This window comes from Sphingomonas sp. CARO-RG-8B-R24-01, assembly GCF_022662295.1.
Taxonomy (GTDB): domain Bacteria; phylum Pseudomonadota; class Alphaproteobacteria; order Sphingomonadales; family Sphingomonadaceae; genus Sphingomonas.
This window is the reverse complement of the sequence record NZ_JAKNQI010000002.1, coordinates 342,591-369,305: the sequence shown is the minus strand read 5'-3', so window position 1 is coordinate 369,305 and position 26,715 is coordinate 342,591. Positions and strand designations below refer to the sequence as shown.

Below are 26,715 nucleotides of genomic sequence, written 5' to 3'. Positions count from 1 at the left end.
CGCGACTCGATGTAACCGATATGGTTCGTGTAGGACAGCCCGGGTCATACGCCAATTGGGCCACGACAGCGCGCGGGGGATTTGCTATCAACGCCGCTTTAAACCACACCCTTCATCAAGGGACGATGACAGCTCCGCTTTCGCCAAATGCGCTGGAACAGCCGATGCCGTGGCCGGACAGGCTTGGCTGGGTAGCGGCGCGCTGCGCGATGGCAGTCGCGGTGTTCCTGCTCGCCTGGGTCGGCCTGAACCTGTCGCGCGCGGGCGGGACCGTCGCCGCGCTCTGGTTGCCCAATGCCGTGCTCGCCGCGGCGATCCTTCGCAGTGGATGGCACCGCTCGGCCGGATGGATCGTGGCGGCTCTGATCGGGTTCACCGCTGCCAATCTGGCATCGTTCGATCCGTCACGGTCGACGTTTTACCTGCCGCTGGTCAACGTCGGGGAAGCCATGCTCGGATGCTGGCTGCTGATGTCCCGACGCGGCCGACCGGACATGCACAGTCTCGGCGATGTCGTCTGGTTCGTGATCTACTGCGCGGTCCTCGCCCCGGCGACGTCCGGGCTGGCGGCGGCCGTGCGGTTCGCTCCCACCGGACCGTGGATCGACGGCTGGGCATGGCTCAGCTGGTTCTTCGCCGATGGTCTCGGCATGTTGATCACCGCCCCGGTCGCGATGATCGCGATCGATGCTTGGCCGCGCCGGCACGAGGTCGATCGCGCGCGGATCCCGGAGATCGTCGCCATCCTGCTGGGCTATGCCGCGCTGGCGTTCGTCGTGTTCGGTCAGACGCGCTATCCCCTGGCGTTTCTGAGCGTGCCGATGATGGTGGTGGTGGCCCTTCGCCTCGGCATCGTGGGGACGGCAGCGGCGATCTTGCTGGTTTCGATCATCGCGACGGCGGAGACGCTCCGCGGTTCCGGACCGATGTGGATGATCGAGGCGCCGTTCAGCGCGCGGATCCATGTCCTGCAGTTTCTGCTCGCTGCGGCGTTCGGCTGCGGCCTCCCATTCGCCTCGGTGCTCAGCGCGCGGGACCGCACCCGGGCCGAGCTGAAGCACGCCCGCGACTTTTCGGACACGCTGCTCGCGGCAATGCAGGAAGCGGTGTTCCGCACCGATGCCGACGGGCGCTGGATCTTCCTCAACCGCGCCTGGGAAAAGCTGACCGGCTATTCGGTCGAGGAAAGCCTCGGCTGGAGCACCGCGCGTCTGCTCCATCCGGAGGATCGGGTCCATGCCGTGACCCAATATCCCCGCATCGTGACCGGCGAGATCGAGGAAGCGACGCTGAAGCAACGCTTCTTCACCGCGACCGGCGAATGCCGCCACATCGAGGTGACGCTCCGCCGGCTCGCCGAACCCGACGGCAGCTTCGGGGGAACGATCGGCACGATCCGGGACATCACCGCTGCGGTCGCGACCCAGCGCGCGCTCGAGGACAGCGAGGCGCGTTTCCGGCGCCTTGCCGAAGCGTCGCCGGTCGGCATTTTCCGCGCCGCCCCCACCGGCGCACTGACCTACGTCAACAGCGCCTGGACCGACAAGGTCGGCATGACGGTCGAGGAATCGCTCGGTGATGGCTGGAAGGCGGCGCTGGTCGACCCCGAAGGCTATGTGCGGGAGACCAACGTCGATGCGTTCCATCCTGGCATGGTGCGGGTCCGCGACTTCGCCTTCTACGATCGCGACGGCGGCGAACTGTGGGTGCAGAGCGTCAACAGCGGCGAGTTCGACAGCGAGGGCAAGCTCACCGGTTTCATCGGGGCGATCATCGACATCACCGAACAACGCCGCGCGCGGATCGCGCTGGCGGAGAGCAAGCGGCTGTTCGAAACGCTGGCCGCGCTGTCGCCGGCGGGGATTTTCCGCACCAATGCGCAAGGCGAGATCACCTACGCCAATCGCGCCTGGCTGGACGTCGCGGGGCTTACCGCCGACGAGGCGTTCGGCTTTGGATGGGTTCCGGCGATCCATCCCGACGATCTCGCGCGGATCCGGGAGGAATGGCGCGATACGGTGGTGCACGCGCGTGAGCTGCGCACCGAATTCCGCTTCTGCCGCCCCGATGGATCGATCCGCTGGGTCGAATCGATCACGACCAACGAATTCGACGACGAGGGGCGACAGGTCGGCCTGATCGGCGTCAACCTCGACATTACCGAGCGAAAGGCCACCGAATCGGTCCTGCGCGAACGCACCGAGCAGCTGAAGCTGCTCGCGGAAAATGCCACCGATGCGGTGTTCCGCATGACCATCGATGGCGTGTGCCGGTATGTGTCGCCTTCGGTCGTGGACGTGATCGGTCTCAAGCCCGAACAGCTCGTCGGGCGCAACCTGATGCGCGGCTTTCATCCCGACGACGTCGAAAAGGTGTTTGGGACGCACCGCGACCTCGGCGCCGGGATCACCGAGCAGCGGGTCGTCGCCTATCGCATCGAACGGATCGATCGGCCGGGGACATGGACCTGGCTCGAATCCAACAGCGGACTGGTGCGCGATCCCGTCACCGGGGAACCCAGCGAGATCATCTCGTCGGTCCGCGACATTACCGAGCGCAAGCGGCTCGAGGTCGAGCTCGATTCCGCCCGCCGCCACGCCGAGGTCGCGGCGCAGGCCAAGTCCAGTTTCCTCGCCAACATGAGCCACGAGATCCGCACCCCGATGAACGGCGTGCTCGGCTTCACCGAATTGCTGCTGGCGGACAAGCCGCGCGCGGACCAGCGGCAGAAGCTGCAGATGATCGCCGATTCCGGCAAGGCGATGATGCGGCTGCTCAACGACATTCTGGATCTGTCGAAGATCGAGGCTGGCCATGTGACGCTCGCGCATGACCGCGTCGACTGGCGCCATCTGGCGCGCAGCTGCGCACGGCTGGTCATGCCGCTGACGACCACCGCGGGGCTCGCACTGGACGTCGACGTCGCCGACGACGTGCCCGATGCGGTGCTGGGAGACGGGCTCCGGCTCCGGCAGATCGTCCTCAACCTGCTGGGCAACGCCGCCAAGTTCACCGAGCACGGATCGATCCGGCTGAGCGTCGCACGCGACGATGACATGATCGTCGTCGCGATCGCGGATACCGGCGTGGGCATCGCGGCGGACCGACAGGGCGCGATCTTCCACGAATTCGTCCAGGAGGATGCCAGCACGTCGCGGCGGCATGGCGGCACCGGGCTCGGCCTCGCCATCTCGAACCAGCTTGCGCAATTGATGGACGGGTCGATCTCGCTGACCAGCCAGGTCGGCATCGGGACGACGGTGACGCTGCGCCTGCCCCTGATCGACGCCCCGGCGGCCGTGCCGCCAGTGCTGCAACCCGGCCCCGCGTCGGTCCTCCCCGCGGTGCCCGGCGCGCGCGTGCTGGTCGCCGAGGACCACGACGTCAACCAGACGCTGATTAAGGCTATGCTAACCCGCCTCGGCTATCGTCCGGCGATTGCCCGATCCGGCGTGGAAGCGATCGCGATGGTCGATCGCGCGCGCGCCGCGGGCACGCCCTTCGCGCTGATATTGATGGACATGCAAATGCCGGAACTCGACGGGATCGAAGCAACCAGACGAATCCGCGCCGATGGACTGTCCGCCGAAGCGCTGCCGATCGTCGCGCTGACCGCCAATGCCTATGCCAGCGACGTCGAAGCGTGCCTGGCGGCGGGGATGCAGGGCCATCTCGCCAAGCCCGTGCAGATGGCGGCGCTCGACGAGATCGTGCGGCGGTTTGCGGTCGGCACCCGTGCCCCCGCCATTGCCACGGCCCCCGCGACCAGTGCGGACGCGGACCTGCAGGCGCAATTCGACACGCGCGTGCAGAATCTGTTCACGCTGTACGACCAGACGATCGCGCTCGAAACCTGCGATGCCGGCGCGATCGATGCGCTGCGCCATGCGCTGCATCAGGTCGCGGGCACTGCCGCCTTTTTCGGCCAGGGCGAACTCGGGACGGTAGCCGGCAAGATCGACGACATGCTCGACATGCCCGCCGGGTCGGCGCGCGATGCGGCGCTGCAGTCGGGTCACGCACAGTTGCACCGCATAAAGTTGGCAGGATAGAAACATGGCGCGCATCGTAATCGTCGATGACGACGAACTGGTTTGCGCAATCGTCGCACGCACGCTGACGCCGCTTGGCCATGTCGTGCTGCCGGTCCGGGACGGCGAGGAGGCGCTGGACAGCCTGTGGGATACCGGGCCCGACCTCGTCATTCTCGACTGCGCCCTGCCCGGCAAGACCGGACTCGCCATCCTCGGCGAGATGCGCACGTCGGCGATGTTCCGCGACCTGCCCGTCCTGATCCTGACCGCGCGGCGGAGCGAATGGCACGTGAAGATGGCGCTGGAAGCGGGGGCGAATGCCTATGTTCGCAAACCCTTCGCGCCCGAGGAACTGATCGAGAAGGTCACGGCGCTGCTCTCGCGCCCACACGCCACCGCCGAAGCCACCGTCGCGCCCGATACGTTGCTCGACTGTGCCCGGCTTGCCGACCTGCGCGGCGCGGTCGGGGACGCGGATGCGAACCGCCTGCTCGAAATGATGCTGCGCGACATCGGCGCACGGACCGAGGCGATCGCGGGCGCGCTGGGCGAAGGCAATTTCGTCCGCGCCGAGCGCGAGGCGCATGCGCTGCGCGGCGCCTGCAACGGTGTCGGCGCGCTCGACCTGGCGCTGGCCTGCCTGGCGATCGAGCGCGGCGAGTGCCGGACGAGCGGCACGCTGGAGGGGCTGGCCATCCGCACGATGGCGGCGATCGAGGAGGCGCGTTCGCTCGCCGTTCGGTGACCCGGACGCCGGGTGTCGCCTAGGCCCGAGCGGCGTCTGCGGACGTCCGTCGGACACCGGCCTTCTCGCCGCGACGGCCAAACCCCGCCAACCGGCGCACGTGCTGCCGACGCAAGAGCGCAAGCGGACACGCGAGGACGCCTTGCACCCCCGGGGGAATGCTCCCCGGTCCGGCTCAAACGCTCGGCAGCCCGGTGGTCGACCGGACCAGCGCCGCCCCGGGCGGTGTCAGGCGGCTACGTCGAGCGCCTGCAACGCGAGGATCGCCTGGGTCCGGTTGGTGACCCCGAGCTTGCGGAAGATCTGCGCGAAATGGGTCTTCACGGTCGTTTCCGCGATGCCGAGTTCATAGGCGATCTGCTTGTTCTGGCTCCCATCCGCCGCGGCGCGCAGCACCCGGAACTGGGCGGGGGACAATTCGCCGATCCGCGACGGGGTCATGACGGCATCCGGTTCGGGCGTAGCCATTTCCGGCGGAAATGCGTTCCCGCCGGCCAGCAACGTGCGGATCGACGCGACCATGCCGCTCATCGGCGCGCTGTTGGGAATATAGCCGCTTGCCCCCTCGCGCGCGGCCCGGCGCATCACCGCCGGCTCGTCGGTGCTGCTGACGATGGCGATGGTCGCGCGCGGCTGCAGCCGCCGCAACATCAACAGGCCAGCAAACCCTTGCACATCGGGAAGCATCAGGTCGAGCAGGACAAGATCAAACCGGCGCTGCTCGGCAGCCGCGACAGCTTCCGCAATCGTGCCGACTTGAACCACTTCTGCCCCGGGCGCGACCTGTTCGGTCGCCATGCCGAGCGCCGCGGCACACATCGGATGGTCGTCTGCGATCAATATAGCCTGAGTCAAAACGATACTCCCCCGGGTCTATCCCAATCATAGTCGAACTTCGCGCAGAGAAATGCAATCCATCTCAATTCTTGCGTGACGACCGACGGGGCGGTCATGCTACCGCCAAATGATGCGAAGAGCTACACTTCCGATGCAGGTCGCGGCCCTGCTGATGATCCTCGGCCTAGCCATTGAAATCGCGGCATTCTGGCCCGGAATCATGACCTGGGACGCGATCCGCCAATATGGCCAGGCGGTGACCGGCCGGTATGACGACTGGCATCCGCCGGCGATGAACTGGCTGTGGCGGCAACTGCGGTTTTTCGCCGCCGGCCCAGCGCCGATGCTGATCCTGCAGAGCCTGCTCTATTGGGGCGGCAGCCTGTTGCTGGTCCTCGCCACGATGCGGCGCGGACGGCGCGGCGCGGCCGCCACGATCCTCCTGCTGACGCTGTCCCCGATTGCGATCGTGCTGGTGGCGACGATCCTCAAGGACAGTCTGTTCGCGGGTGCCCTGCTGATGGCCGCCGGGTTGCTGGCGGTGTCGTCGGTCAATTCGGGGGTCGGTTCGGAACGCGGATCGGCGCCACGTGCGGAGCCACGTGCGGAATTGGCCGCGCGATGGCTGCGGGTGGTTGCGGCGATGCTGCTGGTGGCGGCGGCGACCTTGCGGTTCAATGCGGTGCCGGCGTGCCTGCCGCTGCTGGTCGCGCTCGCCCCGGCGGCGTGGCGGCGGACACTGCCGCGGCTTGCCGCAACCTCCGTGCTCGCAGCGGTTCCGCTGGTGCTCGCGCTGCCGCTCGCCAATGCCGCGCTACGGGCGGAGCGCAGCGGCGTCGAACTCTCGCTGGTGATCTACGACCTGGGGGGCATCGGCCGGTTCAGCCATGCCGACGTGTTCCCGCCGACGGGTGCCCCGAATCCGGTGGCGATCAATCGCGACTGTTATTCGCCGATCTCGTGGGATCGCTATGCGTGGTGGGGCGAAGCGCCCTGCGCCATCGGATTCGCGACGTTGCGCGCGCCGCTGATGCAGGGGCATGGGCCCTATGGCTGGTGGGCCGCCGCCCTGGCGCAGCATCCTGTCGCTTATGGCCTGCACCGGCTGACGCACTTCGATCGCAACGTCCGGTTCTGGGTCCGCGATTCGGACCTGCCCGGCCTTTCGCTGGCGTCCGATCCGAATCGGTGGGGCTATATGGTCGAACCCAATGGCGTGCAGGCAACGATCGCGACGCTTGCCACGGCCAGCCTGGCGACGCCGCTGGGTTGGCCGGCGTGCTGGATCGCGCTCGCGTTCGGGCTGGTCGTGCTGCGGCCGTCGCTCGGCACCGGTGGCGACCGTACGACGGGGGCGCCGATGCTGGCCCCTGCCCTCGCCTGGTCTGCCCTGCTATATGCGCTCAGCTATCTGCCGCTCAGCGTGGCGTCGGAAGTGCGCTATCATTTCTGGACGATGGCAGCGACCGGGATCGCGGCAGCACTGTTGCTCGGTCAGCGCGAGACCTGGGCCGTGCCGCGCTGGCGGCGCGCCTTGGCGGTCGGGCCGTTCGCCGCGATCCTGCTGTGCAGCATCGCGGCGCGCATGGTCTAGGACGGCGAGCGTTACTTCTTGGCGGGTGCGGCGCTGCCCGCGGCCTGCTGGCTCTTGGCGATTCCCTGCATCATCTCCGCGGTGGAGATCTGCTTGGATTGCAGCCCGCGTGCGCAATTGGTCATCGTCTGCGCGATTTCCTTGCCGAGCGGCTCTTTGCCGACCGCCAGGATCGCGGTACGGAACTGCGTTGCCGACAGCCTGGCGTCGATCCGGCCGAGATAATAGGCCACCGAGATGATCGCGACCTGCTTCTTCTTGGGCTCGGTTTCCTTCTCGGCGAAGACGTTGCTGACCAGCAGGCAACGCACGTCGGCATCGGCGGTCGCCTGCGCGCGCGCGACGGCGGGCAGGAACGATAGGCCAAGGGCCAACGAAACAAGGGCAGTTTGGCGACGCAAGGGTATTCTCCGAACAAACACATGGAGCAAACGCCATGCGCGCCGGGCTGTAGCGCGGTTTGCGGCCGGGCGGCAATGGATGCTGACCCGTGCGGCACACGTCCTGGCGTTGCGCCGGACGGATCCGATGCAGTGAAGACTGCGCTGGGAGGGGAAATCTCTGGTCGGGGCGACAGGATTCGAACCTGCGACCCCCACACCCCCAGTGTGATGCGCTACCAGGCTGCGCTACGCCCCGACCGAGGGAGGCGCGTCTAGGCCGAGATTGCGGCGGATGCAAGTCACTTGAATTGCCCGAGCGGTAATAGTCGGTTGGCAAGCGCCTGGACCATGCGTGCGTCGCCGGTCTTGAGCGGTCCCAGCAGCTGTGCGGCGCGGCGCTGGAGGATTCGGTCGAGCGCGGTCGGGGTCGATCCGTGCGCCGCGGTTTCGGCGAGGTTGGCGCCGACCGGGTCCTTCGGGTCGAGCGCGAGGCGCAGCAGCGCGGCCAGCCCGGGGAACAGCGCGCGCTGGCCGCCGAGCGCCACCGCGCGATCGAGCGCTTCCAGCCCGGAGGCCTTGCGCGCGCCCAGCGCCCCGCGCGCCACGATCCCGCCGAGCGACTTGACCGCGCTGATATGCCAAGCACCCAGCGCCGCCTGTGCTTCCGCATCGCGGGGATTGTGGAGGGTGATCGCCTCGAACTGCCCCTTTGCCGACAATGCGTCGATCCGGCTGTTGGTCAGCTTGGCACGGTAGCTGGTCGCCATCGCGCGGGTCAGTTGTGCCTCGGTGTCACCGGGCGAATGCGACAGGGTGGCGACGGCTGCCACCTCGACATTGGCGATCTGCCGCAGCGCGGTCGGCTTGTCCTGCGCCACGAAGGCCGTCTGTGTCAGCGTCTCGCGGCTCGTCTCGGCGGGGGACAGCGCCGCGGGAAGCGGCGCCGCCGCGACGCAGGCGGCGATCGTCGACGCCGCCGCCAGACGCGCAACTTTCAGACGGGTAACAGACTGTCTTTTCATAGGCTTGACCATCATCCTTCGGCGACCATCGCTAGCCGATGATGGTGCAACGATCTACTCCCCGCTGAGGGTCCGCCAGAAGCTTCCGTCCCACGCCTTGACGCTCATCTCGCGCACGCCGAGATCGCGGATCGCGCGGCCGAACACCTTGCTGTGCTCTGCCGCGCCGTGCGCCGCGAGCGCTTCGGGCGAGGCCCAGCGTTCCGCAATGCGGATGATGTCGGGGTCCGCCACGTCGAAGGCGAAGCTGTAGAATTCGCAGCCGTCCTCTTCGTTGACCCGCGCGACATGCGCGGCGAGCAGGTCGGTGATGCGGGCAGCATCGCCGGGGGCGGTCTTGATTTGACCGAGGACGAGGATCGTCATGTTCGTGTCTCCAAAAGTCATGATCCGTTGCACCGGCGCGCCTGAGATGATAGCGCGCGCCGCTTGTAGCGGGACGTCTTCGTCTCGCCATCCCGCATGTCCCTTGTGTGCAGGCGGGTCCGCTTTACCAAGGTAGCCCATGTTCGCCACCCCAGCATTTGCCCAGACCACAGGCGCCGCGACCGGCCCTGACGGCTTTCTTTCGCTGCTCGTCAACTTCGGCCCGCTGTTGCTGGTCTTCGTTGCCTTCTACTTCATGATCCTGCGCCCGCAGCAATTGCGCGCACGCAACCAGGCGTCGGCGATCAACGCGGTCAAGAAGGGCGATTCGGTCGTCACCGCAGGCGGCATCGTCGGCAAGGTGACCAAGGTCGAGGATCGCTTCGTCGAGGTCGAGATCGCGCCGACCACGCGCGTCCGCGTCGTCAAGGCGACCCTCGCCGAAGTGACGCCGCTCGGCTCCAAGCCCGCGAACGACTGATCCGATGCTCGATTTCCCCCGCTGGAAGGTCATCTCGATCTTCGCTTTCCTCGCCGCGCTGATGGCGCTGGCGATCCCGAGCTTCCTGCCCGAGTCGGTCACCGACCGCTGGGGCGCGTTCCCGCATCCCCGGGTCAACAAGGGGCTCGATCTGGCGGGGGGCAGCTATCTGCTGCTCGAGGCGAACACCAACGAACTGGTCAAGAACCGGCTCGAGGCGATGCGCGAGCAGATCGTCTCGCAGATGGCGGTCGGCCCCGCGATCCCGATCGGCGACATCGCGACCGACGGTGGCAAGCTGAGCTTCATGCTCCGCAACGTGACCCAGCTCGATGCGGCGCGCGAGCGGCTCAACAAGCTGACCGGCGGCGTCGGCTTCACCGGCCAGCGCGACTGGGACCTGCAGGTGGTCGATTCGTCGCGGATCGTGATGACCCCGACCGAGGCGGGCATCAACGCCGCGATCAAGGAAGCGATGGCGACCGCGACCGACGTCGTGCGCACCCGCATCGACAAGCTCGGCACCAAGGAACCGACGATCGTCGGCCAGGGTACCAGCCGCATCGTCGTCCAGGTCCCGGGTCTGAAGGATCCGCAGGCGCTGCGCGAGCTGATCGGCAAGACCGCCAAGCTCGAGTTCAAGATGGTCGCGGACCAGCCCTATGTTCCGGGCGGAATCATCCCCGCGGGCACGCAGGCGCTGCCCTATCCCGAGGGCGGGCCCGGCGCGAAGATCCTGGTCAAGCGCCAGGCGATCATAACGGGCGACCAGTTGCTCAACGCCAAGCAGGCGTTCAAGCCCGAGGACAACAGCCCGATCGTCGATTTCAGCTTCAATGCCGACGGCGGCCGCAAGTTCGCGGAGATCACGCAGGCCAACACCGGCAAGCGCTTCGCGGTGATCGTCGATGACGCGGTCATCTCGGCCCCCCGGATCAACACCGCGATCCTCGGTGGTGCCGGCTATATCGAGGGGTCGTTCACGGTCGAATCGGCGAACAACCTCGCGATCGCACTCAGCTCGGGCAAGCTCCCGATCTCGCTCAAGATCGTCGAGGAGCGCACCGTCGGTCCCGACCTTGGGCAGGAATCGATCAACGCGGGCATCCGCGCCTCGGTCATCGCGGTGATCCTGGTGATCGTGTTCATGGTGGTCACCTACGGCCGCTTCGGTTTCTATGCCGACTATGCGGTGATCATCAACGTGGTGGTCATCATGGGCGTGCTGGCGGTCATCAACGGGACGCTGACGCTGCCGGGCATCGCCGGCTTCGTGCTGACGATCGGCACCGCGGTCGACGCGAACGTGCTGATCAACGAACGCATCCGCGAGGAACGTCGGCGGGGCCGCAGCGTGATCCAGTCGGTCGAGCTCGGCTACAAGGAAGCCAGCCGCACGATCTTTGAGGCGAACGCGACGCACGCGATTTCGGGCGTCATCATGCTGCTGCTCGGCTCGGGCCCGGTGAAGGGCTTCGCGGTCGTGCTGCTGATCGGTATCGCCACCTCGGTGTTCACCTCGGTGACGTTCACGCGGATGCTCGTGGTGTTGTGGATCCGCCGCAACCGCCCGACCGAAATCAACATTTGATCGGCCAGACACCATGCGCCTGCTGAAAATCGTTCCCGACAACACCAACCTCCCCTTCGTCTCCCTGCGCAAATGGGCGTTCGGGCTGACCCTGCTGCTGTCGATCGCCGCGCTCGCGCTGGTGTTCACGCGCGGGCTCAACCTCGGCGTCGACTTTGTCGGCGGCCTGATGATCGAGGAGAAGTTCGCAACGCCGCCATCGCTCGACAAGCTGCGCGCGACGATCGACCGGCTCGAGCTGGGCGAGGCCCGGCTCCAGACCGTCGGCAATGACAACACCATCTCGATCAAGCTGCCCCCACCCAGGAGCACCGACGAAGGCGCCGCCAACCGCATCGTCCAGCAGGTTCAGGTCGCCGTGACCCGCGCCTTCCCCGACGCACGCTTCTCGCGGCAGGATTCGGTCAGCGGCAAGGTCTCGGGCGAGCTGATCTGGAAGGGTATCCTCGCGGTCGTGCTCGCGGTCGTCGGGATCGGCCTGTTCGCGATATTCCGGTTCGAATGGCAGTTCGGCGTCTCGACCGTCGTCGCGATCGTCCACGACGTGCTGATGACGCTCGGCTTCTTCGCGCTCAGCGGGTTCGAGTTCGACCTCAACATCGTCGCCGCGGTGCTGACGATCATCGGCTATTCGATCAACGACAAGATCGTCATCGACGATCGTATCCGCGAGAACATGCGCCGCTATCGCAAGATGGACATGTCGGGGATCGTCGATCTGTCGGTCAACGAGACACTGCCGCGTACCGTGATGACCTCGGTCACGATCCTGCTCGCGCTGTTCGCGCTGCTGATCTTCGGTGGCCCGGTGCTCCGCGGCTTCACCGCGGCGATGATCCTCGGCATCTTCGTCGGGACCTATTCGTCGATCTACGTGTCGTCGTCGCTGCTGATCTCGCTCGGTCTGCGCCCCGATCCGAGCATCGCCGAGCCGGTCGCGCCTGCAAAGCCGGTCAAGCCGCGCTGATGCAGATCGACCGCGCGAGCGGCAGCGGGCCGGCGATCACCGGCTTCTCGCCCAATGGCTACAAGGTCGAGGCGGGGGCGTTCCGCGGCGTCTATCGCGCGCTGACCATCACGCCCGACAGCGTCGAGGAATGGGATGCGCCGGCGTTCGACACGCTGTCGCCCGAGTCGCTCGCCGACCTGCTCACGGGCGATCCGCGGCCCGAGTTCCTGCTGCTCGGCACCGGCGCGACGATGCGCCGCCCCGCCCCCGCCTTCGTCCGCGCGCTCGAGGCGCGCGGCATCGGCGTCGAGGCGATGGACAGCCGCGCGGCGGCCCGTGCCTGGGCCGTGCTGCGGGGAGAAGGCCGCTGGGTGGTCGGGGCACTCTATCCGCTTTGATCGGCTGACGCGCCGCGCTATTGGTTTGCAGGATACGCGCCTGCGTGCGCCGCGCGGAGCGGCTACGCCTGGGACGGCAGCGCAAACGGGTCGGGGACAAAATCGATGAAATCGCTTGCCGCCATTCTGCTGGCCACCGCCGCGCCGACCGTCGGCGCCGCGCAAGCGCCGGCCACCGCATCCGCCGACGCCAGCCCGAAATACGAAAGCGCCGACGCTTGGCTCTGCCGCCCCGGCCGGGTCGACGCCTGCGCGGCGAACCAGGACGCGACGATCATCCGCGCCGACGGATCGCGCTCGATCGAGCATTTCGCTCGCGACGAGTCGCCGAAGTTCGATTGCTTCTACGTCTATCCCACCGTCTCGCTCGACCCCACGCCCAACAGCGACCTGGTCGCGGGGCGCGAGGAGCAGGTCGTCGCCGCATTCCAGGCCGGGCGCTTCGCCAAGCATTGCCGGGTGTTCGCGCCGCTATATCGTCAGGTCACGCTGGGCGCGCTGCGCGAAGCCATGCTCGGCAAGCCGATGCGCGGCGACCGCGCCCTCGCCTACGCCGATGTGAAGGCGGCGTGGGACGAATATCTCGCCTATGACAACCATGGCCGTGGAGTCGTGCTGGTCGGGCACAGCCAGGGGTCGGGAATCCTCAAGGAGCTGGTCTCCAGGGCAATCGAGGGAACGCCGGTCCAGCGGCAGATCATCTCGGTCATCATCCCCGGCACCAACGTCGCGGTGCCCGCCGACCGCGACGTCGGTGGCGACCTCAAGTCTACGCCGCTGTGCCACAGCAACAAGGATACCGGTTGCTTCGTGAGCTACACCAGCTTCCGCGCCGAGGCCCCGCCGCCGTCCAACAGCCGCTTCGGGATCGTGCCGCAACCCGACATGGTCGCCGCCTGCGTCGACCCCGCCGCGCTCGACGGCAAGCCCAAGCCGACCGACGCCTATCTCGGCGCGCGCGGTGCCGGCCTCGCAAGCGCAGCCCAAGGTCCGTGGAGCAATGACGGCGCGGCGGTGACGACCACGTTCGTCAAGGTGCCGGGGCTCCTCAGCACGCGCTGCGCGAGCAGCGGGCGGTTCCGCTATCTGGCGGTGACGACCAATGCCAATCCCGCCGACAAGCGCACCGACCATATCGTCGGCGACGTCGTGGTTGGCGGCAAGATCCTCGCCGACTGGGGGCTGCATCTGGTCGACCTGCCGGTGGTGATGGGCGATCTGGTCGAGCTCAGCAACGATCAGGCGAAGGCGTGGCTCGCCAAGAACCCGCCGTTACCCGCGGGCTGAAACCACGCCCGCGAGATGCGCGTGCAGCGCCGCGGTGTTGGCGGCCCAGGTGAAGCGGGTCGCACCCCGCCGCGTCGCGACCGAATCATGCGGCGCGGCCAGCACCGCCGCGATCCCGTCGGCAAAGTCCTGCGGCGTGCGTTGGACGATGCGGCCATAGCTCGGGTCGGTCAGCACTTCGCGCGCGCCGCCCGCGTCCGCGATCACGACCGGCGTCCCGCACGCCAGCGCCTCGACCCAGGCATTGGCGAGCCCTTCCGATTCGGACGCCAGCGCCATCGCATCGGCGGCACCGAGCAGCGCGGTCAGATCGGCATGCGGCACCGACCCGAGCAGCCGCACGCGCGCCGCCACGCCGCGCGCGGCGGCAAGCGCGGTCAGCGCCGCGCGCTCCGGTCCCTCGCCCGCGATGATCAGCGTCGCATCGGGCAGCGCGGTGAGCGCCTCGATCACCACGTCGTGCCGCTTGCGCCGGATCAGCGCGCCCAGCGAGACCACCAGCGGCCCGTTGACGCCCAGCGCCTGTTTCGCGGCACCCCGGTCGCGCGGGGTGAAGCGGTCGAGGTCCACCCCGGTGTGGTGCACCCGGATCCGCTCCGCCGGCAGGCCGAGCGCGATCATGTCGTCGCGCATCGCGCCCGAGACCGCGAGCAGCCCGTCGGCGTGCTGCCCCGCCGCGAGCACGCGCGCACGCGTCGCGGGCGTGGCGCCCCAATGATGAATGTCGGCCCCGCGCGCCTTGATCGACACCGGGACGCCGAAATGCCGCCCGAGGGCCACCGCGGCGGGGCCATCGGGGAAGAAGAACTCCGCATCGATCACGTCGAACGCAAAGTCGCGCCGCACTTGGCTGAGGAGCGGCAGCAGCGCGCGGGTGAGCGCGGGGACGTGGAAACGGCCGCCGGTCCCCGGCACGGTCAGGAACCGCGGGCGACGGACGTCGAGGCCCTTCCACGTTTCCCCTCGCGGCACGGCGGCGAGCGGTGCGTAGTGCGTGGTGGAAGAGAGCGGCCAGGGTGGCAGGCCGACCGGCGCCACCACGCGCAGGTCGACGTCCGGGCGGGCGGCCAGTTCGAGCGTCTGGCGTTCGACGAACACGCCGAAATTGGGGCGCGTCGCGTCCGGAAACAGGCTGGACAGGGTGAGGACACGCAGCATCGATCCCCCGCTACCGGGTTTGTGCCATCGCGAAAAGCGGGTCGATCATGCCGGCGCGGTTCGGTGGAGGCTGGTGGGCGGTTGCGCCGAGACGTAGGGTTCGCGCCGTAACGTGGCGGCCCCGGCCTGCGCCGGGGTGGCGGAGCATGTCCCACACCCCGTCACCCCGGCGAAGGCGAGACCTCCGCGAAACCATATGTGTTCTCCCGCGAAGGCGGGAGTCCAGGAGTCGCAAGAACTGCAAGCCGTTGTCTTGCTCAACTCTGGATTCCCGCCTTCGCGGGAAAACACCAAACGAAACGTCCGTAAACCGACGTTCGCAGCGGTCTCGCGAAGGCGAGGGCCGCCAGGCGGTCGTCGCGACCACCGCCGCCATGCCCCCCCTCCCGCTACCGCAAGGCTCAGATCCGCTTCGTCGCCGGATACGCCAGCGCCAGATCGCTGCCTTCATCGGCATGGATCTCGCTCCGCCCGGTCAGCGTCAGGCATTCACCCGCCTTGAACGCAACGCCGTCGGCCACGCCCGCGCCCGTCAGCGGCACCAGCCACCCGGTCAGCCCCTCGGGCAGCTCCACCACGCGCGTACCGCCGGCAAAGCGCTCGATCACGAACTTCGGGCCTTCCGCGAGCACGGTGCGATCCTTGTCGTCCTGCGGCGGGGTCGGCAGCGGCACGAAGGGGACGGGATCGGAAACCTTGACCCCGGCATCGAGGTGCAGCTCGCGGTCGCTGCCATAATCGTACAGGCGATAGGTCAGGTCGACGTTCTGCTGGATCTCGACCAGCGTCAGCCCGGCGCCGATCGCATGGATCGTGCCCGCTTCGGAGTAGAAGAAATCGCCCGCCTTGACCGGCTTCCAGTCGAGCAGATGCTCGATCGACCCATCGAGCGAGGCCGCGCGCAACGCGTCCTTGGTCATCGGCTCGAGCGTGCCGAGCGCGATCGTCGAATCGGGTTCTGCGGCCAGGATGATCCACGCCTCGTCCTTGCCACGCGGATAGCCGGCCGCCTGGGCCGCCGCATCGTCGGGATGCACCTGCACCGACAATTTTTCGCTGGTGAAAAGATACTTCACGAGCAGGTCGGGTTCGCCGGCATGCGGCGTCTGGAACCATACCTCGCCGATCTTCTCGCCATCCGCGGGGGGATTGGCAAAGCCGGGCCACAAGGTGTGGCGACCCCAGGGCTTTTCGACGCGTTTGGTGGCGAGCAAGGTGGCGGTCACGGGATTGTTTCTCCTGAAGGGGATAAGGTCGCAAACGCAGCATTCGCGCGATGTGATCCGCGCGCGCAATGAAACGATCAAGTGAAAAGCGCCAGCCGGAACCGTGCTGGCGGGAAAGCGCAGTGAAAAGGATTGTTCGCGCCTCCACGCTTCGGCTAAGACCACCCCCGATGCGTACCCCCCATGCCCGCTCGCCCCTGTTTCGTGCCACAGCGCTCGCGCTGATCGCCGCTACCGCCTTCACCACCGCAGGCTGCGCGAAGCGTGGCAAATCCGACATTCCCTATGTCGCGCGCGATGTCGGCACGCTCTACACGGCGGCGCGCCAGCGGCTCGACCAGGGCGACTACAAGATCGCCGCCGCGCTGTTCGACGAGGTCGAGCGCCAGCATCCCTATTCGGTGTGGGCCCGCCGCGCGCAGTTGATGAGCGCGTTCAGCTATTATCTCGGGCACGACTATACCGCCTCGATCCAGTCGGCGCAGCGCTTCCTGTCGGTGCATCCGGGCAACCGCGACGCGCCTTATGCCTATTACCTCGTGTCGCTCGGCTATTACGAGCAGATCAGCGACGTGACGCGCGACCAGAAGATCACGCAGCAGGCGCTCGATTCGCTGGGCGAACTGACGCGCCGCTATCCCAACACCAAATATGCCGCCGATGCGCGGCTCAAGATCGATCTCGTGCGCGATCACCTGGCCGGCAAGGAAATGGAGATCGGCCGCTTCTACGAACGGCGCGGCCTGTGGCTCGCCGCCGACGGGCGGTTCCGCCGCGTGGTCGCCGATTACCAGACGACGACGCACGTCCCCGAGGCGCTGATGCGCCTGACCGAGACGTCGCTCGCGCTCGGCGTGCCGGACGAGGCGCGCAAGTCGGCGGCGGTGCTCGGCTCCAACTACCCGGGCACCACCTGGTACGAGCGCGCCTACAAGCTGTCGCAGGCGCATCCGCCAGTGACGGTCGCGGCGATTCCCGCAGGGCAGCCGATCGTCCCGCTCAACAGCGCGCCGAACATCCCGATCAAGACCAAGGAAATCAACCGCGATACGCGCGCCGCGCCGGTGACGGGCGGATCGTCGACCAACCCGGGCAACCCCAACCCGGGCCAGTAAGCGCGCGTGCGGTCGATCCCGTCGTCGCTGGTCGCAAAGAACAATTCCGGAACGGCGCGCGATAGGCTAGGGGCGACGGCACGATGCTGATCTCGCTGGCCATTCGCGACGTCGTCCTGATCGAAGCGCTCGATTTGCACTTCGTCGATGGGCTGGGCGTGCTCACCGGGGAAACCGGCGCGGGCAAGTCGATCCTGCTCGACGCGCTCGGGCTCGCGCTCGGCGGACGCGGCGAGGCGGGGCTGGTGCGGCAGGGCGCGGCGCAAGCCGTCGTCACCGCGACCTTCGATACCCCCGCCCCCGACGGCGCGATCGCGGCGTTGCTCGCCGAGAACGGCTTCGACACCGAACCCGGCGAACCGCTGATGATTCGCCGCATCGTCAAGGCCGATGGCGGCAGCCGCGCGTTCATCAACGACCAGCCCGCGTCGGCCGGACTGCTCCGCGAAATGGCGACGCATCTGGTCGAGATCCACGGACAGCATGACGACCGTGGCCTGCTCAACGCCCGCGGCCACCGCGCCTTGCTCGATTCGTTCGGCCGGGTCGACGCCGCGCCCGTCGCGACCGCCTATCGGGCATGGCGCACCGCCGAAACCGCGCTCGCGACCGCCCATGCGACGATCGAGAGCGCCGCGCGTGACCGCGAATGGCTCGAGCACAGCGTCGCCGAACTCCGCGCCTTGTCCCCCGAGCCGGGCGAAGAAGAGGCGCTCGCCGAGCGCCGCCGATCGATGCAGCGTTCCGAAAAGATCGCCGCCGATCTCGCCGCGATCGAGCAATGGCTCGAAGGATCGGACGGCGGGCTCGCGCAGTTGCGCCAGGCCGCGCGCGTGCTGGAGCGGGTTGCCGAGGATCACGAGGCGCTCGCCGAGGCGCTCGCCGCGATCGATCGTGCCGTGATCGAGGGGGCGGTCGCCGAGGAGCAGCTGCGGATCGCCAAGACCGACCTGTGGTTCGATCCGTCCGCGCTCGAGGACGACGAGACGCGGCTGTTCGAGCTGCGCGGGATGGCGCGCAAGCACCGCGTCCAGCCCGACGACCTTGCCGCCTTGGCCGCCGACCTCGAAGCCAGGCTTGCGGCACTCGATGCGGGTGAGGAGGGCCTTGCCGCACTCGAACGCAAGGTAGCGACCGCACGCACCGACTTCGACCGTGCCGCCACCGCGCTGACCAAGGCGCGGACCGCCGCCGCCGAGAAGCTCGATGCCGCGGTGCGCGGGGAGCTGGCGCCGCTGAAACTCGATGCCGCGCGGTTCCGCACGGTCGTCGCGCCGGCTGCACCCGATGCCTGGTCGTCGGCGGGCAAGGACCGGGTCGAGTTCGAGATTTCGACCAACCCCGGTGCGCCGTTCGCGCCTTTGGTCAAGATCGCCAGCGGCGGCGAATTGTCGCGCTTCATCCTGGCGCTCAAGGTCGCGCTGGCCGAACGCGGCAGTGCGGCGACGATGATCTTCGACGAGATCGACCGCGGGGTCGGCGGGGCGGTGGCAAGCGCGATCGGCGATCGCCTGGCGCGACTCGCGACCGGCACGCAGGTGCTCGTCGTCACGCACAGCCCGCAGGTTGCCGCGCGCGGGGCGCAACATCTGCTGATCGCCAAGCGCCACGACGGGATCGTGACGCGCACCGGCGTGACCGCGCTGGACGACGCCGACCGCCGCGAGGAGATCGCGCGAATGCTGTCGGGCGCGGAAATCACCCCCGAAGCGCGCGCGCAGGCGGACCGGTTGCTCGAGACGGTCTAACCGTTACCCCGGCGAACGACGGGGCCATCGTGGTGTTCTCGGGACGGCGGATGCGCATCCAACCCAGCGGCCCCGGCCTCCGCCGGGGTGACGGGAAAAGCCCCCGCCCCCGCCCCCGCCGACCACGTCAGAACGGGATCGTCACCGTCATCATCACGCGCTTGGCGTTCAGGCGCCCGGGGGTGGTGTACAGATTCCCCCGCACCCCCTTCCCCAGATCGACGCCGATCCCCGGGCCGCCCACCCCGGCATAGCGTTCGGGCAAGGGTCTCAGCCGGTCCTTGTCGGCGGCGTCGCGCTTCCCGCAGACCACGATGTCGCTGCCGGCTTCGCTCGCGGGACAGGAGGAGGGCCGCCACGGCGGTGGCAGGTCGACGGTCTTGCGCGCGTCCGCGGGTGGCCCGGACGGTATCGCCAGTTGCAGGACGGCAAGGATCGGCAGGATCATGAACCGTTCTCCGTGCGGCCAGTGGTGCAAAGGCTATGGCAGAACGCCGCGGTCCGCAATCGCGCGTGAAGCAAAAGTCGCGACAACCCCGTAATAACCTGCTACACCGACCAAATCGCGTGAGTCCGCTCACAAGCATCGCGCGGCTGAGAGACGTCCCGCGCTCCCGCTTGTTACTCCGGACGCGCTTCGTGTTTCTCGCATTTTCCCTTTCAGGTCAGACTGTTCGCTGCGGTTTTTCCGCGCGCGGCTGATCGAACGCCATCGGGTGCGCCGGCCGGGGCCGGACGACGCACTCGTCTTCGATCTCGGCCCCATCCGGATGCTGCCCAATCGGGGTACCGTCCGGGCTTAAGGAATACGTTATGGCTATCGGCACAGTTAAGTTCTTCAACGCCGACAAGGGTTATGGTTTCATCGCGCCTGAGGGCGGCGGTGGTGATGCGTTCGTCCACATCAGCGCAGTGGAAGCTGCCGGTATGGCAACGCTCGATCGCGACCAGCGCGTTTCGTACGAGCTGGAAGAAGATCGTCGCGGCAAGGTCTCGGCTGTAAAGCTCGCCCAGGCCTGATCGGTTTACGATCCGGGGGTGCCGCCGTCTCGGCGGCACCCTTGCTCGCTTCACGGTGGGCTCGTTCCTTTCATGCGTGGAGACCTCCGACGAACACTACAGCCCTGTTCTATCGCGATCGTGCCCGCCAGGCCGAAACCGATGCATCCGCCGCCACGCTCGACAACGTCCGCAGCCGCTGGTTGCGCGCCGCCAAGGCCTGGGACGAAATGGCGTCCCGCGCGGAAAAGACCGCCGAACGCCGCTCGACCAACGAAGAGGCCAAACACCTCGCCGAAATGGACTCGAGCGAAGACGATTGACTTGAAGTGCGCCGTGGCCCTCCGCTAGCGCAGGGGCCATGGTCGCCCCCCTTCCCCAATCCGACTCCGACGCCGCCACCGAACTCGCGCAGCTCGCCGACGAGATCGCGCGGCACAACCGCCTGTATCATACCGAAGACGCGCCCGAAATTTCGGATGCCGCCTATGACGCGCTGGTCCGCCGCAACGCCGCGCTCGAAGCCGCCTTCCCGCAGCTGATCCGCAGCGATTCGCCGAATACGCAGGTCGGTGCCGCGCCCGCCGCGCATCTCGCCAAGGTCGCGCATGCGCGACCGATGACCAGCCTCGACAATGCCTTCACCGACGAGGACGTTGCCGATTTCGTCGGCCGCGTCCGCCGCTTCCTCGCGCTCCCCGACGATGCGCCGGTAGAACTGACCGCCGAACCCAAGATCGACGGGCTTTCCTGCTCGCTGCGCTACGAGAAGGGCAAGCTGGTCCAGGCGCTGACGCGCGGCGACGGCCAGGTCGGCGAGGACGTCACCGCCAACGTCCGCCACATCCCCGACATTCCCGATACGCTGCCGGCGGGGTCGCCCGACGTCTTCGAGGTGCGCGGCGAAGTCTATATGGCGAAGGCGGATTTCGCGGCGCTCAACGCGCGGCTGCTCGCCGAAGCGACCGCGGCGGGCAAGGAGGCGCGCCAGTTCGCCAACCCGCGCAACGCCGCCGCGGGCTCGCTGCGCCAGAAGGACGCGGCGATCACCGCGACACGGCCCTTGCGCTTCTTCGCCTGGGGCTGGGGCGAGACCAGCGCGCTCCCCGGCGAGACGCAGGCGGCGATCGTCGAAGCGATCCGCGGCTGGGGCTTTCCCGTCGCCGAGGGTTTCGGACACGCCGCCACCACCGACGCCGCGCTCGCGGTGTACCGCGCGATCGAGCGCGCCCGCGCCGACCTGCCGTTCGACATCGACGGCGTCGTGTACAAGCTCGACCGGCTCGACTGGCAGGCGCGGCTCGGCACGGTCGGGCGCACCCCACGCTGGGCGATCGCGCACAAATTCCCCGCCGAACGCGCCGAGACCACCCTCACCGCGATCGACATCCAGGTCGGCCGCACCGGCGCGCTCACCCCGGTGGCGCGGCTCGAGCCCGTCACCGTCGGCGGCGTCGTCGTCACCAACGCGACGCTGCACAATGCCGACGAGATCGAGCGACTCGGCGCGCGCGTCGGCGACCGCGTCGTGCTGCAGCGCGCGGGCGACGTCATCCCGCAGATCGTCGCGGTGCTCACCCGCGACGCGGACCGTCCCGCCTTCGCCTTCCCGACCACCTGCCCCGAATGCGGTTCGCTTGCCGAGCGCGGCGAAGGCGAGGTCGTGGTGCGCTGCACCGGCGGGCTGATCTGCCCGGCGCAGCGGGTCGAGCGCCTGATCCACTTCGTGTCGCGCCATGCCTATGACATCAGCGGGCTCGGTCTCGTGCGGATCGAGGAGTTCTTCCGCGACGGCCTGATCGCTTCCCCCGCCGACATCTTCCGCCTTCACACGCACCGCGCGGCGCTGGTGACGCGCGAACGCATGTCCGAACTCGTGGTTGACAAATTGCTCGCCGCGATCGACCTGCGCCGCGAGATCGGGCTCGACCGCTTCCTGTTCGCACTCGGCATCCGCCATGTCGGCGAGATCACCGCGCGCGACCTCGCGCGGCGCTATGTCTCCGCGCGCGCCTTCGCCGCGATGGTGCGCAGCGTGCTGCGCGTCCGGCGCGCGATCACGCCGGCGCTCGGCGAGAGCGAGGCCAAGTTCATCGTCCGCCGCGGCAAGGCGCTTGCCGCCGCGATCGAGACCGCCGGGATCGGCCCGGAGGTCGCCGACGCGCTGATCGAATTCTTCGCCGAGGCGCACAATCGCGCGGTGGTCGCGGCGCTGCTGCGCGAAGTCCGCCCGCTCGACGTGGTCCACGAGACGCGCGATTCGCCGGTCACCGGCAAGACCGTGGTGTTTACCGGCAGCCTGGAAACGATGAGCCGGGACGAGGCCAAGGCGCAGGCCGAGTCGCTCGGCGCCCGAGTCGCCGGGTCGGTGTCAGCCAAGACCGATTTGGTCGTGGCCGGCCCCGGCGCCGGGTCCAAGCTGAAAAAGGCCGCCGATCTTGGCATTTCCGTCATCGACGAAACCGCCTGGGCACAGATCGTTGCCCAATCCAGGTGATGCTTTTTTGCAACGCACCATGAACGGATTGTAATCTTCCATTAAGTTCCCCCGAAATGTCATCCAACCGAAATATTTCCCGTGCAGGGGCTCGGGCAAGACGACGCGGACAGGGTCACAGGCCCGCCGGGATCGCTTGTATCGGATCCTGTAGGGGGAATTTATGCGACATAATCTGCTTCTTGGCGCGGCCGTAGCGGCGCTGATCATACCGGCTGCCGCCAGCGCGCAGGAAACCACCAGCCAGATCCGTGGCGTGGTAACCAGCAGCGGCAAGCCAGTGACCGGTGCCACCATCGCCGTGGTCGACGTGAACTCGGGTTCGAAGTCGCAGTCGACGACGGGTGCGGACGGTACGTTCAGCTTCTCCGGCCTGCGTTCGGGCGGTCCATACACCGTTACCGTGACCAGCACGGCGGGCAACAAGACCATCACCGACATTTACACCGTCGTGCAGCAGGTCTTCAACCTGCCGGTCGATCTGGACGCGACCGCGACGACGGCCGAGGGCGGCACCGAAGGCGCCGATATCGTCGTGACCGCTTCGCGCATCCGCGGCGCTGGCACGCGGACCGACGGTCCGCAGACGATCCTGACCCAGGCCGACATCGCCAAGGTCGCGTCGGTCAACCGCGACGTCCGCGACGTCGAGCGTCGCGACCCGTTCGCCAACATCGATCGCGCCAGCAGCGGTGACCGCGGTGGTGCTGTCGCCTTCGCCGGCGTGAACTCGCGCTACAACCGCTTCACCATCAACGGTGTGCAGGTCGGCGATACGTTCGGCCTCAACCAGGACGCCAGCCCGACCAACCGCGGCCCCGTCCCGTTCGACGCGCTCGGCCAGGTCTCGACCTCGGTTGCGCCGTACGACTTCCGCCAGAGCGGTTTCCAAGGGGGCGCGATCGACACGATCCTGCTCAAGGGCACCAACGACTATCACGTCACGGGCTTCTACTCGCAGAACACCGACGGCCTGTCGGGCGACCGGATCGGTTCGACCAAGATCGTGCTGCCGAAGTACAAGAGCGAGACCTATGGCGCGACCCTCAGCGGGCCGATCATCCGCGACAAGCTGTTCTTCATGGTTTCGGGCGAGCGCAACACCGACCCGCGGCCGTTCAGCACGCTCGTCGGGCAGATCCCCGGTCTCAACCAGGGCCTGATCGACCGCGTCAACGGGATCACGTCGACGAGCCGCTATTCCGCCGTGAAGCCGGGCGACGCGCTGGTGATCAATCCGCGCAAGGACGAAAAGTTCGTCGGCCAGATCGACTGGAACGTCACCGACGGCCAGAAGCTCTCGCTGTCGTACATCAACGCGTACGATTCGCTGGTCAGCCAGAACAACACGTCCAACAGCGCGTCGACGCCGAGCTACGGCCTGAGCTCGAACGCCTATGCGCTCACCGAGCTGTTGCGCGCCGGTATCGTTCAGCTGAACTCGGACTGGACCGACAAGTTCTCGACCGAAATCCGTGGTTTGTACAAGTACAACACGCGTGGCCAGGAGCCTCTGCTGGGCCGCGGCACGGGACAGTTCGGCGTCTGCGTCGACCCGACGTCGATTGCCAACCCGTCGGGCAACACCCCGACCAGCTGCGCCACGGGTGCGCCGCGCATCTTCTTCGGGCCGGATAACTCGCGCCAGACCAACCAGCTGTTCTTCGACACGTGGGAAGGATCGTTCCTCGGTCGCTACCGCGCCGGCAATCACGAAGTGAAGCTGCTGTTCGACGTGACCGAGAACCGCACCTTCAACAACTTCGTCCAGAACAGCCTTGGGTCGTGGTACTTCGACTCGCTCGCCGACTACAACGCCGGCCAGGCCAACCAGCTCGTCTACGCCGCTGAAATCAACGGCCCGGGCACCGCTGCCGCGAACTTCCACTACACGCAATATACGGGCGGCCTGCAGGACGATTGGCAGGTCACGCCGGATCTGACCCTCACCTACGGCGCGCGCTACAGCATGTACGCGATGGGCGAACGGCCGATCCTCAACCCGTATTTCACCTCGCGCTACGGTTTTTCGAACACCAAGACCTACAAGGGTCTCGACCAGTTCGAGCCGCGTATCAGCTTTGCCTACAATGCCGGCAGCCTGGTCCGCGGGCTGAAGGTCCGCGGCGGCGCGGGGATCTTCGGTGGCGGGTCGCCCGACATCTACCTGTCGAACAGCTTCTCGAACACGATCACCACCAACTCGATCACGGTCAATCGCTACCTGCCGAACGGCACGCTCGATCCGAGCTGCAACGTAGCGGGCAGCCTGTGCAACGTCGCGCTGAACAACGTCACGGGTGTCGTTCCGGCAGCACTGCTGTCGCAGGCCACGAACGTGTCGTCGAGCACGACGCTGCCGCGCACCAACACGGGCGCGATCGATCCGAACTTCCACTTGCCGCGGTCGCTCAAGGCAACGCTGTCGGGTGACATCACGCTGTTCGGCTTTAACTTCGGTGCCGACTATTATTACTCGAAGAACATCGACCAGGTTGTCTTCACCGATATCCGGTCGGTCGTGATCGGTACGTTGCCGGATGGCCGTCCGCGGTACGGCAACATTGCCGGGGCCGGCGGATTCAGCGACAACAATTACGACATCCTGACGACCAACGCGTCGGGGGGCCGTAGCCACATCGGCGTGATCCGCGTCGACAAGACGTTCAAGTTCGGCTTGTCGCTTTCGGGCAGCTTCACGTTGCAGGACGTCCGCGACGTCAGCAACGCGTCGTCCTCGACGATCAACTCCAACTACCGCTTCCAGGTCTTGGCCGATCCGAACCACGCCGCCCTCGGCACGTCCGATCAGCAGACGACGTGGCAGTATAAGTATGCGCTCGGTTACGACCACGCGTTCTTCCGCGACTATAAGACGACGTTCCAGCTGTTCGGCGAGACTCGCGCGGGCAAGCCGTACAGCTTCACGATGCTCGACAACACGGCCAACCGCTCGGCAGTGTTCGGCACCGTGCAGACCGCGAACCAGTCGACCAATCTGCTCTACGTGCCGACCGGTGCGAGCGACCCGATCGTGAGCTACGACTCCGCCGCGACCCAGACCTCGCTCGAGGCACTGATCAACGCGACGAAGCTCAAGAACTATCGCGGTCAGATCGCGGCCAAGAACATTGCCCGCAGCCGCGCGAACACCGTGATCGATCTTCACCTCGAGCAGGAACTGCCGACCTTCGTGGGCCGGTCGCGTGTGTCGGTGTTTGCTGACATCAACAACTTCACGAACCTGCTCAACAAGAACTGGGGTGGCCTGCGCCAGGTCAGCCCGACCTTCAACGACGCGGTCGCCGGCGTCGTGACGGTGCAGTGCCTGACCGTCGCAACCCCGACGGGCACGGCAACGACCGGTCGCGCTGCGACCACCTCGTCGCAGCCATGCGTCCAGTATCGCTACTCGGCCTATGTCCAGCCGAACGAGGTGCTGAACGTCACGCAGTCGCTCTACACGATCCGCATCGGCGCACGTTTCAAGTTCTGATCCGCGCTCCGAAGCTTCCTGGATGCCTGGCCGCCGTTCCCTTCGGGGAGCGGCGGTCTTTTTTTGTCCGGGAAGCGCGCATGCCACGTCCCGTTCGTCCTGAGCGAAGTGGAAGCGCTCGCGCTTCGAGCGGGGCTTCGTCTGCGCTCAGCCCGAACGGCGTTGGGAACGCCGGGCGGGTTACGCCCCCACCCCCGCCCCCGCCTCGGCCGCCGCCTTCGCATAGATCGAATTGATCGGCCGCGAGAACACCCGCCCGACCATCGGCTCGAAGAACGACAGCGGCGCGCTCTCGAACGCGGGGTCGAACGCCGCCTGATCGTATTTCTCGCAGAAATCCGCGCACGCCGCGAAATGCGGGTGCCCGCGATACGCCTCGCGCAGATCGCGATCCGCGCCGATGTAATGGAAGAAATAATAGCCCTGGAACACGCCGTGCGTGTTGGCGATCCAGTGCAGCTCCTCCGACACGAACGGCCGCAGCATGGCGGCGGCGATCTCGGGGTGGTTATACGTCCCCAGCGTATCGCCGATGTCGTGGAGCAACGCCATCACGACATACGCCTCGTCCCGCCCGTCCTGGTACGCGCGTGTGGCGGTCTGGAGCGAATGCTCCAGCCGGTCGACCGGGAACCCGCCATAGTCGCCGTCGAGCAGCTTCAGATGTGTCAGCACACGATCCGGCAGGGTCTTGGCGAAGGCGCCGAAATGCCCGCCGATGATCCGCCAGTCGGCCTGGGTGCCATGTTCCATCGCGGTGAACTGCGCGCGGTCGGGCATGTCGTTCAT

Annotated in this window: 22 protein-coding genes and 1 tRNA gene; 14 read left to right on the top strand and 9 right to left on the bottom strand. The window is 67.4% G+C overall.

Annotated features, from left to right (window positions below):
• Positions 1-125 precede the first annotated feature (125 nt).
• Both L8G49_RS06550 and L8G49_RS06545 read left to right on the top strand, forming a co-directional pair.
• Positions 126-4,052, top strand: a complete 3,927-nt coding sequence (locus tag L8G49_RS06550) for a PAS domain S-box protein (protein ID WP_242183405.1) — start codon at positions 126-128, stop codon at positions 4,050-4,052.
• A gap of 4 nt (positions 4,053-4,056) precedes the next feature.
• The gene (locus L8G49_RS06545) at positions 4,057-4,779 is read left to right on the top strand and encodes a response regulator transcription factor (protein WP_242183404.1); all 723 of its coding nucleotides are present in this window, start codon (positions 4,057-4,059) and stop codon (positions 4,777-4,779) included.
• 228 nt (positions 4,780-5,007) lie between these two features.
• On the opposite strand, the gene L8G49_RS06540 is transcribed toward L8G49_RS06545, so the two are convergent.
• Entirely contained in the window at positions 5,008-5,619 is a 612-nt protein-coding gene (locus tag L8G49_RS06540) for a response regulator transcription factor (protein WP_242183403.1), read from the bottom strand.
• Between the two features lie 148 nt (positions 5,620-5,767).
• Between L8G49_RS06540 and L8G49_RS06535 the strand changes: the two genes are divergently transcribed.
• Positions 5,768-7,210, top strand: a complete 1,443-nt coding sequence (locus L8G49_RS06535; RefSeq protein WP_242183402.1) for a hypothetical protein — start codon at positions 5,768-5,770, stop codon at positions 7,208-7,210.
• Between the two features lie 11 nt (positions 7,211-7,221).
• Here the strand turns inward: L8G49_RS06535 and L8G49_RS06530 are convergent, their stop codons facing one another.
• The 4 genes from L8G49_RS06530 to L8G49_RS06515 all read right to left on the bottom strand — a co-directional run bounded on the left by L8G49_RS06530 (position 7,222) and on the right by L8G49_RS06515 (position 8,981).
• Positions 7,222-7,584, bottom strand: coding sequence for a hypothetical protein (locus L8G49_RS06530; RefSeq protein WP_242183401.1), 363 nt, complete (start codon positions 7,582-7,584; stop codon positions 7,222-7,224).
• A gap of 188 nt (positions 7,585-7,772) precedes the next feature.
• Positions 7,773-7,849: transfer RNA gene (locus L8G49_RS06525), tRNA-Pro, on the bottom strand.
• Between the two features lie 43 nt (positions 7,850-7,892).
• Positions 7,893-8,615, bottom strand: coding sequence for a hypothetical protein (locus L8G49_RS06520; protein WP_242183400.1), 723 nt, complete (start codon positions 8,613-8,615; stop codon positions 7,893-7,895).
• 54 nt (positions 8,616-8,669) lie between these two features.
• Positions 8,670-8,981: a putative quinol monooxygenase gene (locus tag L8G49_RS06515; RefSeq protein ID WP_242183399.1), complete on the bottom strand. Its 312-nt coding sequence runs from the start codon at positions 8,979-8,981 to the stop codon at positions 8,670-8,672.
• A 139-nt stretch (positions 8,982-9,120) separates the two neighbouring features.
• Here L8G49_RS06515 and yajC point away from each other — a divergent pair, with 139 nt between their 5' ends.
• From yajC to L8G49_RS06490, 5 genes are all read left to right on the top strand, one after another.
• A complete protein-coding gene (yajC, locus tag L8G49_RS06510; protein ID WP_242139480.1) occupies positions 9,121-9,462 on the top strand; it encodes a preprotein translocase subunit YajC in 342 nt (113 codons plus the stop codon).
• Between the two features lie 4 nt (positions 9,463-9,466).
• On the top strand, positions 9,467-11,053 hold the full coding sequence (secD, locus tag L8G49_RS06505) for a protein translocase subunit SecD (RefSeq protein ID WP_242183398.1): 1,587 nt from the start codon (positions 9,467-9,469) through the stop codon (positions 11,051-11,053).
• 13 nt (positions 11,054-11,066) lie between these two features.
• Complete coding sequence (gene secF / locus L8G49_RS06500; RefSeq protein ID WP_242139478.1) at positions 11,067-12,020, top strand: protein translocase subunit SecF; 954 nt, start codon at positions 11,067-11,069, stop codon at positions 12,018-12,020.
• Positions 12,020-12,400 (top strand): Mth938-like domain-containing protein, encoded by a 381-nt coding sequence (locus tag L8G49_RS06495; RefSeq protein ID WP_242183397.1) that lies wholly within the window; start codon positions 12,020-12,022, stop codon positions 12,398-12,400. The genes secF and L8G49_RS06495 overlap by 1 nt, the downstream gene beginning before the upstream one ends.
• Positions 12,401-12,505: 105 nt before the next feature.
• On the top strand, positions 12,506-13,687 hold the full coding sequence (locus L8G49_RS06490) for a DUF3089 domain-containing protein (RefSeq protein WP_242183396.1): 1,182 nt from the start codon (positions 12,506-12,508) through the stop codon (positions 13,685-13,687).
• Here the strand turns inward: L8G49_RS06490 and L8G49_RS06485 are convergent.
• Positions 13,673-14,845 carry a glycosyltransferase gene (locus L8G49_RS06485; RefSeq protein WP_242183395.1) on the bottom strand — a complete coding sequence of 391 codons (1,173 nt, stop codon included), beginning with the start codon at positions 14,843-14,845 and terminating at the stop codon, positions 13,673-13,675. The two genes, L8G49_RS06490 and L8G49_RS06485, sit on opposite strands and share 15 nt — an antisense overlap.
• A gap of 401 nt (positions 14,846-15,246) precedes the next feature.
• Positions 15,247-16,071, bottom strand: a complete 825-nt coding sequence (locus L8G49_RS06480; protein ID WP_242139474.1) for a class I mannose-6-phosphate isomerase — start codon at positions 16,069-16,071, stop codon at positions 15,247-15,249.
• 170 nt (positions 16,072-16,241) lie between these two features.
• Here L8G49_RS06480 and L8G49_RS06475 point away from each other — a divergent pair, with 170 nt between their 5' ends.
• Entirely contained in the window at positions 16,242-17,186 is a 945-nt protein-coding gene (locus L8G49_RS06475) for an outer membrane protein assembly factor BamD (protein WP_242139473.1), read from the top strand.
• A gap of 83 nt (positions 17,187-17,269) precedes the next feature.
• The gene (recN, locus tag L8G49_RS06470) at positions 17,270-18,934 is read left to right on the top strand and encodes a DNA repair protein RecN (RefSeq protein WP_242183394.1); all 1,665 of its coding nucleotides are present in this window, start codon (positions 17,270-17,272) and stop codon (positions 18,932-18,934) included.
• A 127-nt stretch (positions 18,935-19,061) separates the two neighbouring features.
• On the opposite strand, the gene L8G49_RS06465 is transcribed toward recN, so the two are convergent.
• Positions 19,062-19,382 (bottom strand): hypothetical protein, encoded by a 321-nt coding sequence (locus L8G49_RS06465; RefSeq protein WP_242183393.1) that lies wholly within the window; start codon positions 19,380-19,382, stop codon positions 19,062-19,064.
• Positions 19,383-19,747: 365 nt separating this feature from the next.
• On the opposite strand from L8G49_RS06465, the gene L8G49_RS06460 reads away from it, so the two are divergent.
• From L8G49_RS06460 to L8G49_RS06445, 4 genes are all read left to right on the top strand, one after another.
• On the top strand, positions 19,748-19,954 hold the full coding sequence (locus L8G49_RS06460) for a cold-shock protein (RefSeq protein WP_010164742.1): 207 nt from the start codon (positions 19,748-19,750) through the stop codon (positions 19,952-19,954).
• A 41-nt stretch (positions 19,955-19,995) separates the two neighbouring features.
• A complete protein-coding gene (locus L8G49_RS06455) occupies positions 19,996-20,256 on the top strand; it encodes a hypothetical protein (protein ID WP_242139470.1) in 261 nt (86 codons plus the stop codon).
• A 38-nt stretch (positions 20,257-20,294) separates the two neighbouring features.
• Complete coding sequence (ligA, locus tag L8G49_RS06450) at positions 20,295-22,430, top strand: NAD-dependent DNA ligase LigA (protein ID WP_242183392.1); 2,136 nt, start codon at positions 20,295-20,297, stop codon at positions 22,428-22,430.
• Between the two features lie 163 nt (positions 22,431-22,593).
• Positions 22,594-25,926, top strand: a complete 3,333-nt coding sequence (locus L8G49_RS06445) for a TonB-dependent receptor (protein WP_242183391.1) — start codon at positions 22,594-22,596, stop codon at positions 25,924-25,926.
• 180 nt (positions 25,927-26,106) lie between these two features.
• On the opposite strand, the gene L8G49_RS06440 is transcribed toward L8G49_RS06445, so the two are convergent.
• Positions 26,107-26,715, bottom strand: a complete 609-nt coding sequence (locus L8G49_RS06440) for an HD domain-containing protein (protein ID WP_242183390.1) — start codon at positions 26,713-26,715, stop codon at positions 26,107-26,109.

What these genes read in the sequence shown, in the direction of transcription:
- L8G49_RS06550 (WP_242183405.1), top strand. Translation starts at nt 126, where the DNA reads ATGACAGCTCCGCTTTCGCCAAATGCGCTGGAACAGCCGATGCCGTGG.
- L8G49_RS06545 (WP_242183404.1), top strand. Translation starts at nt 4,057, where the DNA reads ATGGCGCGCATCGTAATCGTCGATGACGACGAACTGGTTTGCGCAATC.
- L8G49_RS06535 (WP_242183402.1), top strand. Translation starts at nt 5,768, where the DNA reads ATGCAGGTCGCGGCCCTGCTGATGATCCTCGGCCTAGCCATTGAAATC.
- L8G49_RS06520 (WP_242183400.1), bottom strand. Translation starts at nt 8,615, where the DNA reads ATGAAAAGACAGTCTGTTACCCGTCTGAAAGTTGCGCGTCTGGCGGCG.
- L8G49_RS06515 (WP_242183399.1), bottom strand. Translation starts at nt 8,981, where the DNA reads ATGACGATCCTCGTCCTCGGTCAAATCAAGACCGCCCCCGGCGATGCT.
- yajC (WP_242139480.1), top strand. Translation starts at nt 9,121, where the DNA reads ATGTTCGCCACCCCAGCATTTGCCCAGACCACAGGCGCCGCGACCGGC.
- secD (WP_242183398.1), top strand. Translation starts at nt 9,467, where the DNA reads ATGCTCGATTTCCCCCGCTGGAAGGTCATCTCGATCTTCGCTTTCCTC.
- secF (WP_242139478.1), top strand. Translation starts at nt 11,067, where the DNA reads ATGCGCCTGCTGAAAATCGTTCCCGACAACACCAACCTCCCCTTCGTC.
- L8G49_RS06495 (WP_242183397.1), top strand. Translation starts at nt 12,020, where the DNA reads ATGCAGATCGACCGCGCGAGCGGCAGCGGGCCGGCGATCACCGGCTTC.
- L8G49_RS06490 (WP_242183396.1), top strand. Translation starts at nt 12,506, where the DNA reads ATGAAATCGCTTGCCGCCATTCTGCTGGCCACCGCCGCGCCGACCGTC.
- L8G49_RS06485 (WP_242183395.1), bottom strand. Translation starts at nt 14,845, where the DNA reads ATGCTGCGTGTCCTCACCCTGTCCAGCCTGTTTCCGGACGCGACGCGC.
- L8G49_RS06475 (WP_242139473.1), top strand. Translation starts at nt 16,242, where the DNA reads ATGCGTACCCCCCATGCCCGCTCGCCCCTGTTTCGTGCCACAGCGCTC.
- recN (WP_242183394.1), top strand. Translation starts at nt 17,270, where the DNA reads ATGCTGATCTCGCTGGCCATTCGCGACGTCGTCCTGATCGAAGCGCTC.
- L8G49_RS06465 (WP_242183393.1), bottom strand. Translation starts at nt 19,382, where the DNA reads ATGATCCTGCCGATCCTTGCCGTCCTGCAACTGGCGATACCGTCCGGG.
- L8G49_RS06460 (WP_010164742.1), top strand. Translation starts at nt 19,748, where the DNA reads ATGGCTATCGGCACAGTTAAGTTCTTCAACGCCGACAAGGGTTATGGT.
- ligA (WP_242183392.1), top strand. Translation starts at nt 20,295, where the DNA reads ATGGTCGCCCCCCTTCCCCAATCCGACTCCGACGCCGCCACCGAACTC.
- L8G49_RS06445 (WP_242183391.1), top strand. Translation starts at nt 22,594, where the DNA reads ATGCGACATAATCTGCTTCTTGGCGCGGCCGTAGCGGCGCTGATCATA.
- L8G49_RS06440 (WP_242183390.1), bottom strand. Translation starts at nt 26,715, where the DNA reads ATGAACGACATGCCCGACCGCGCGCAGTTCACCGCGATGGAACATGGC.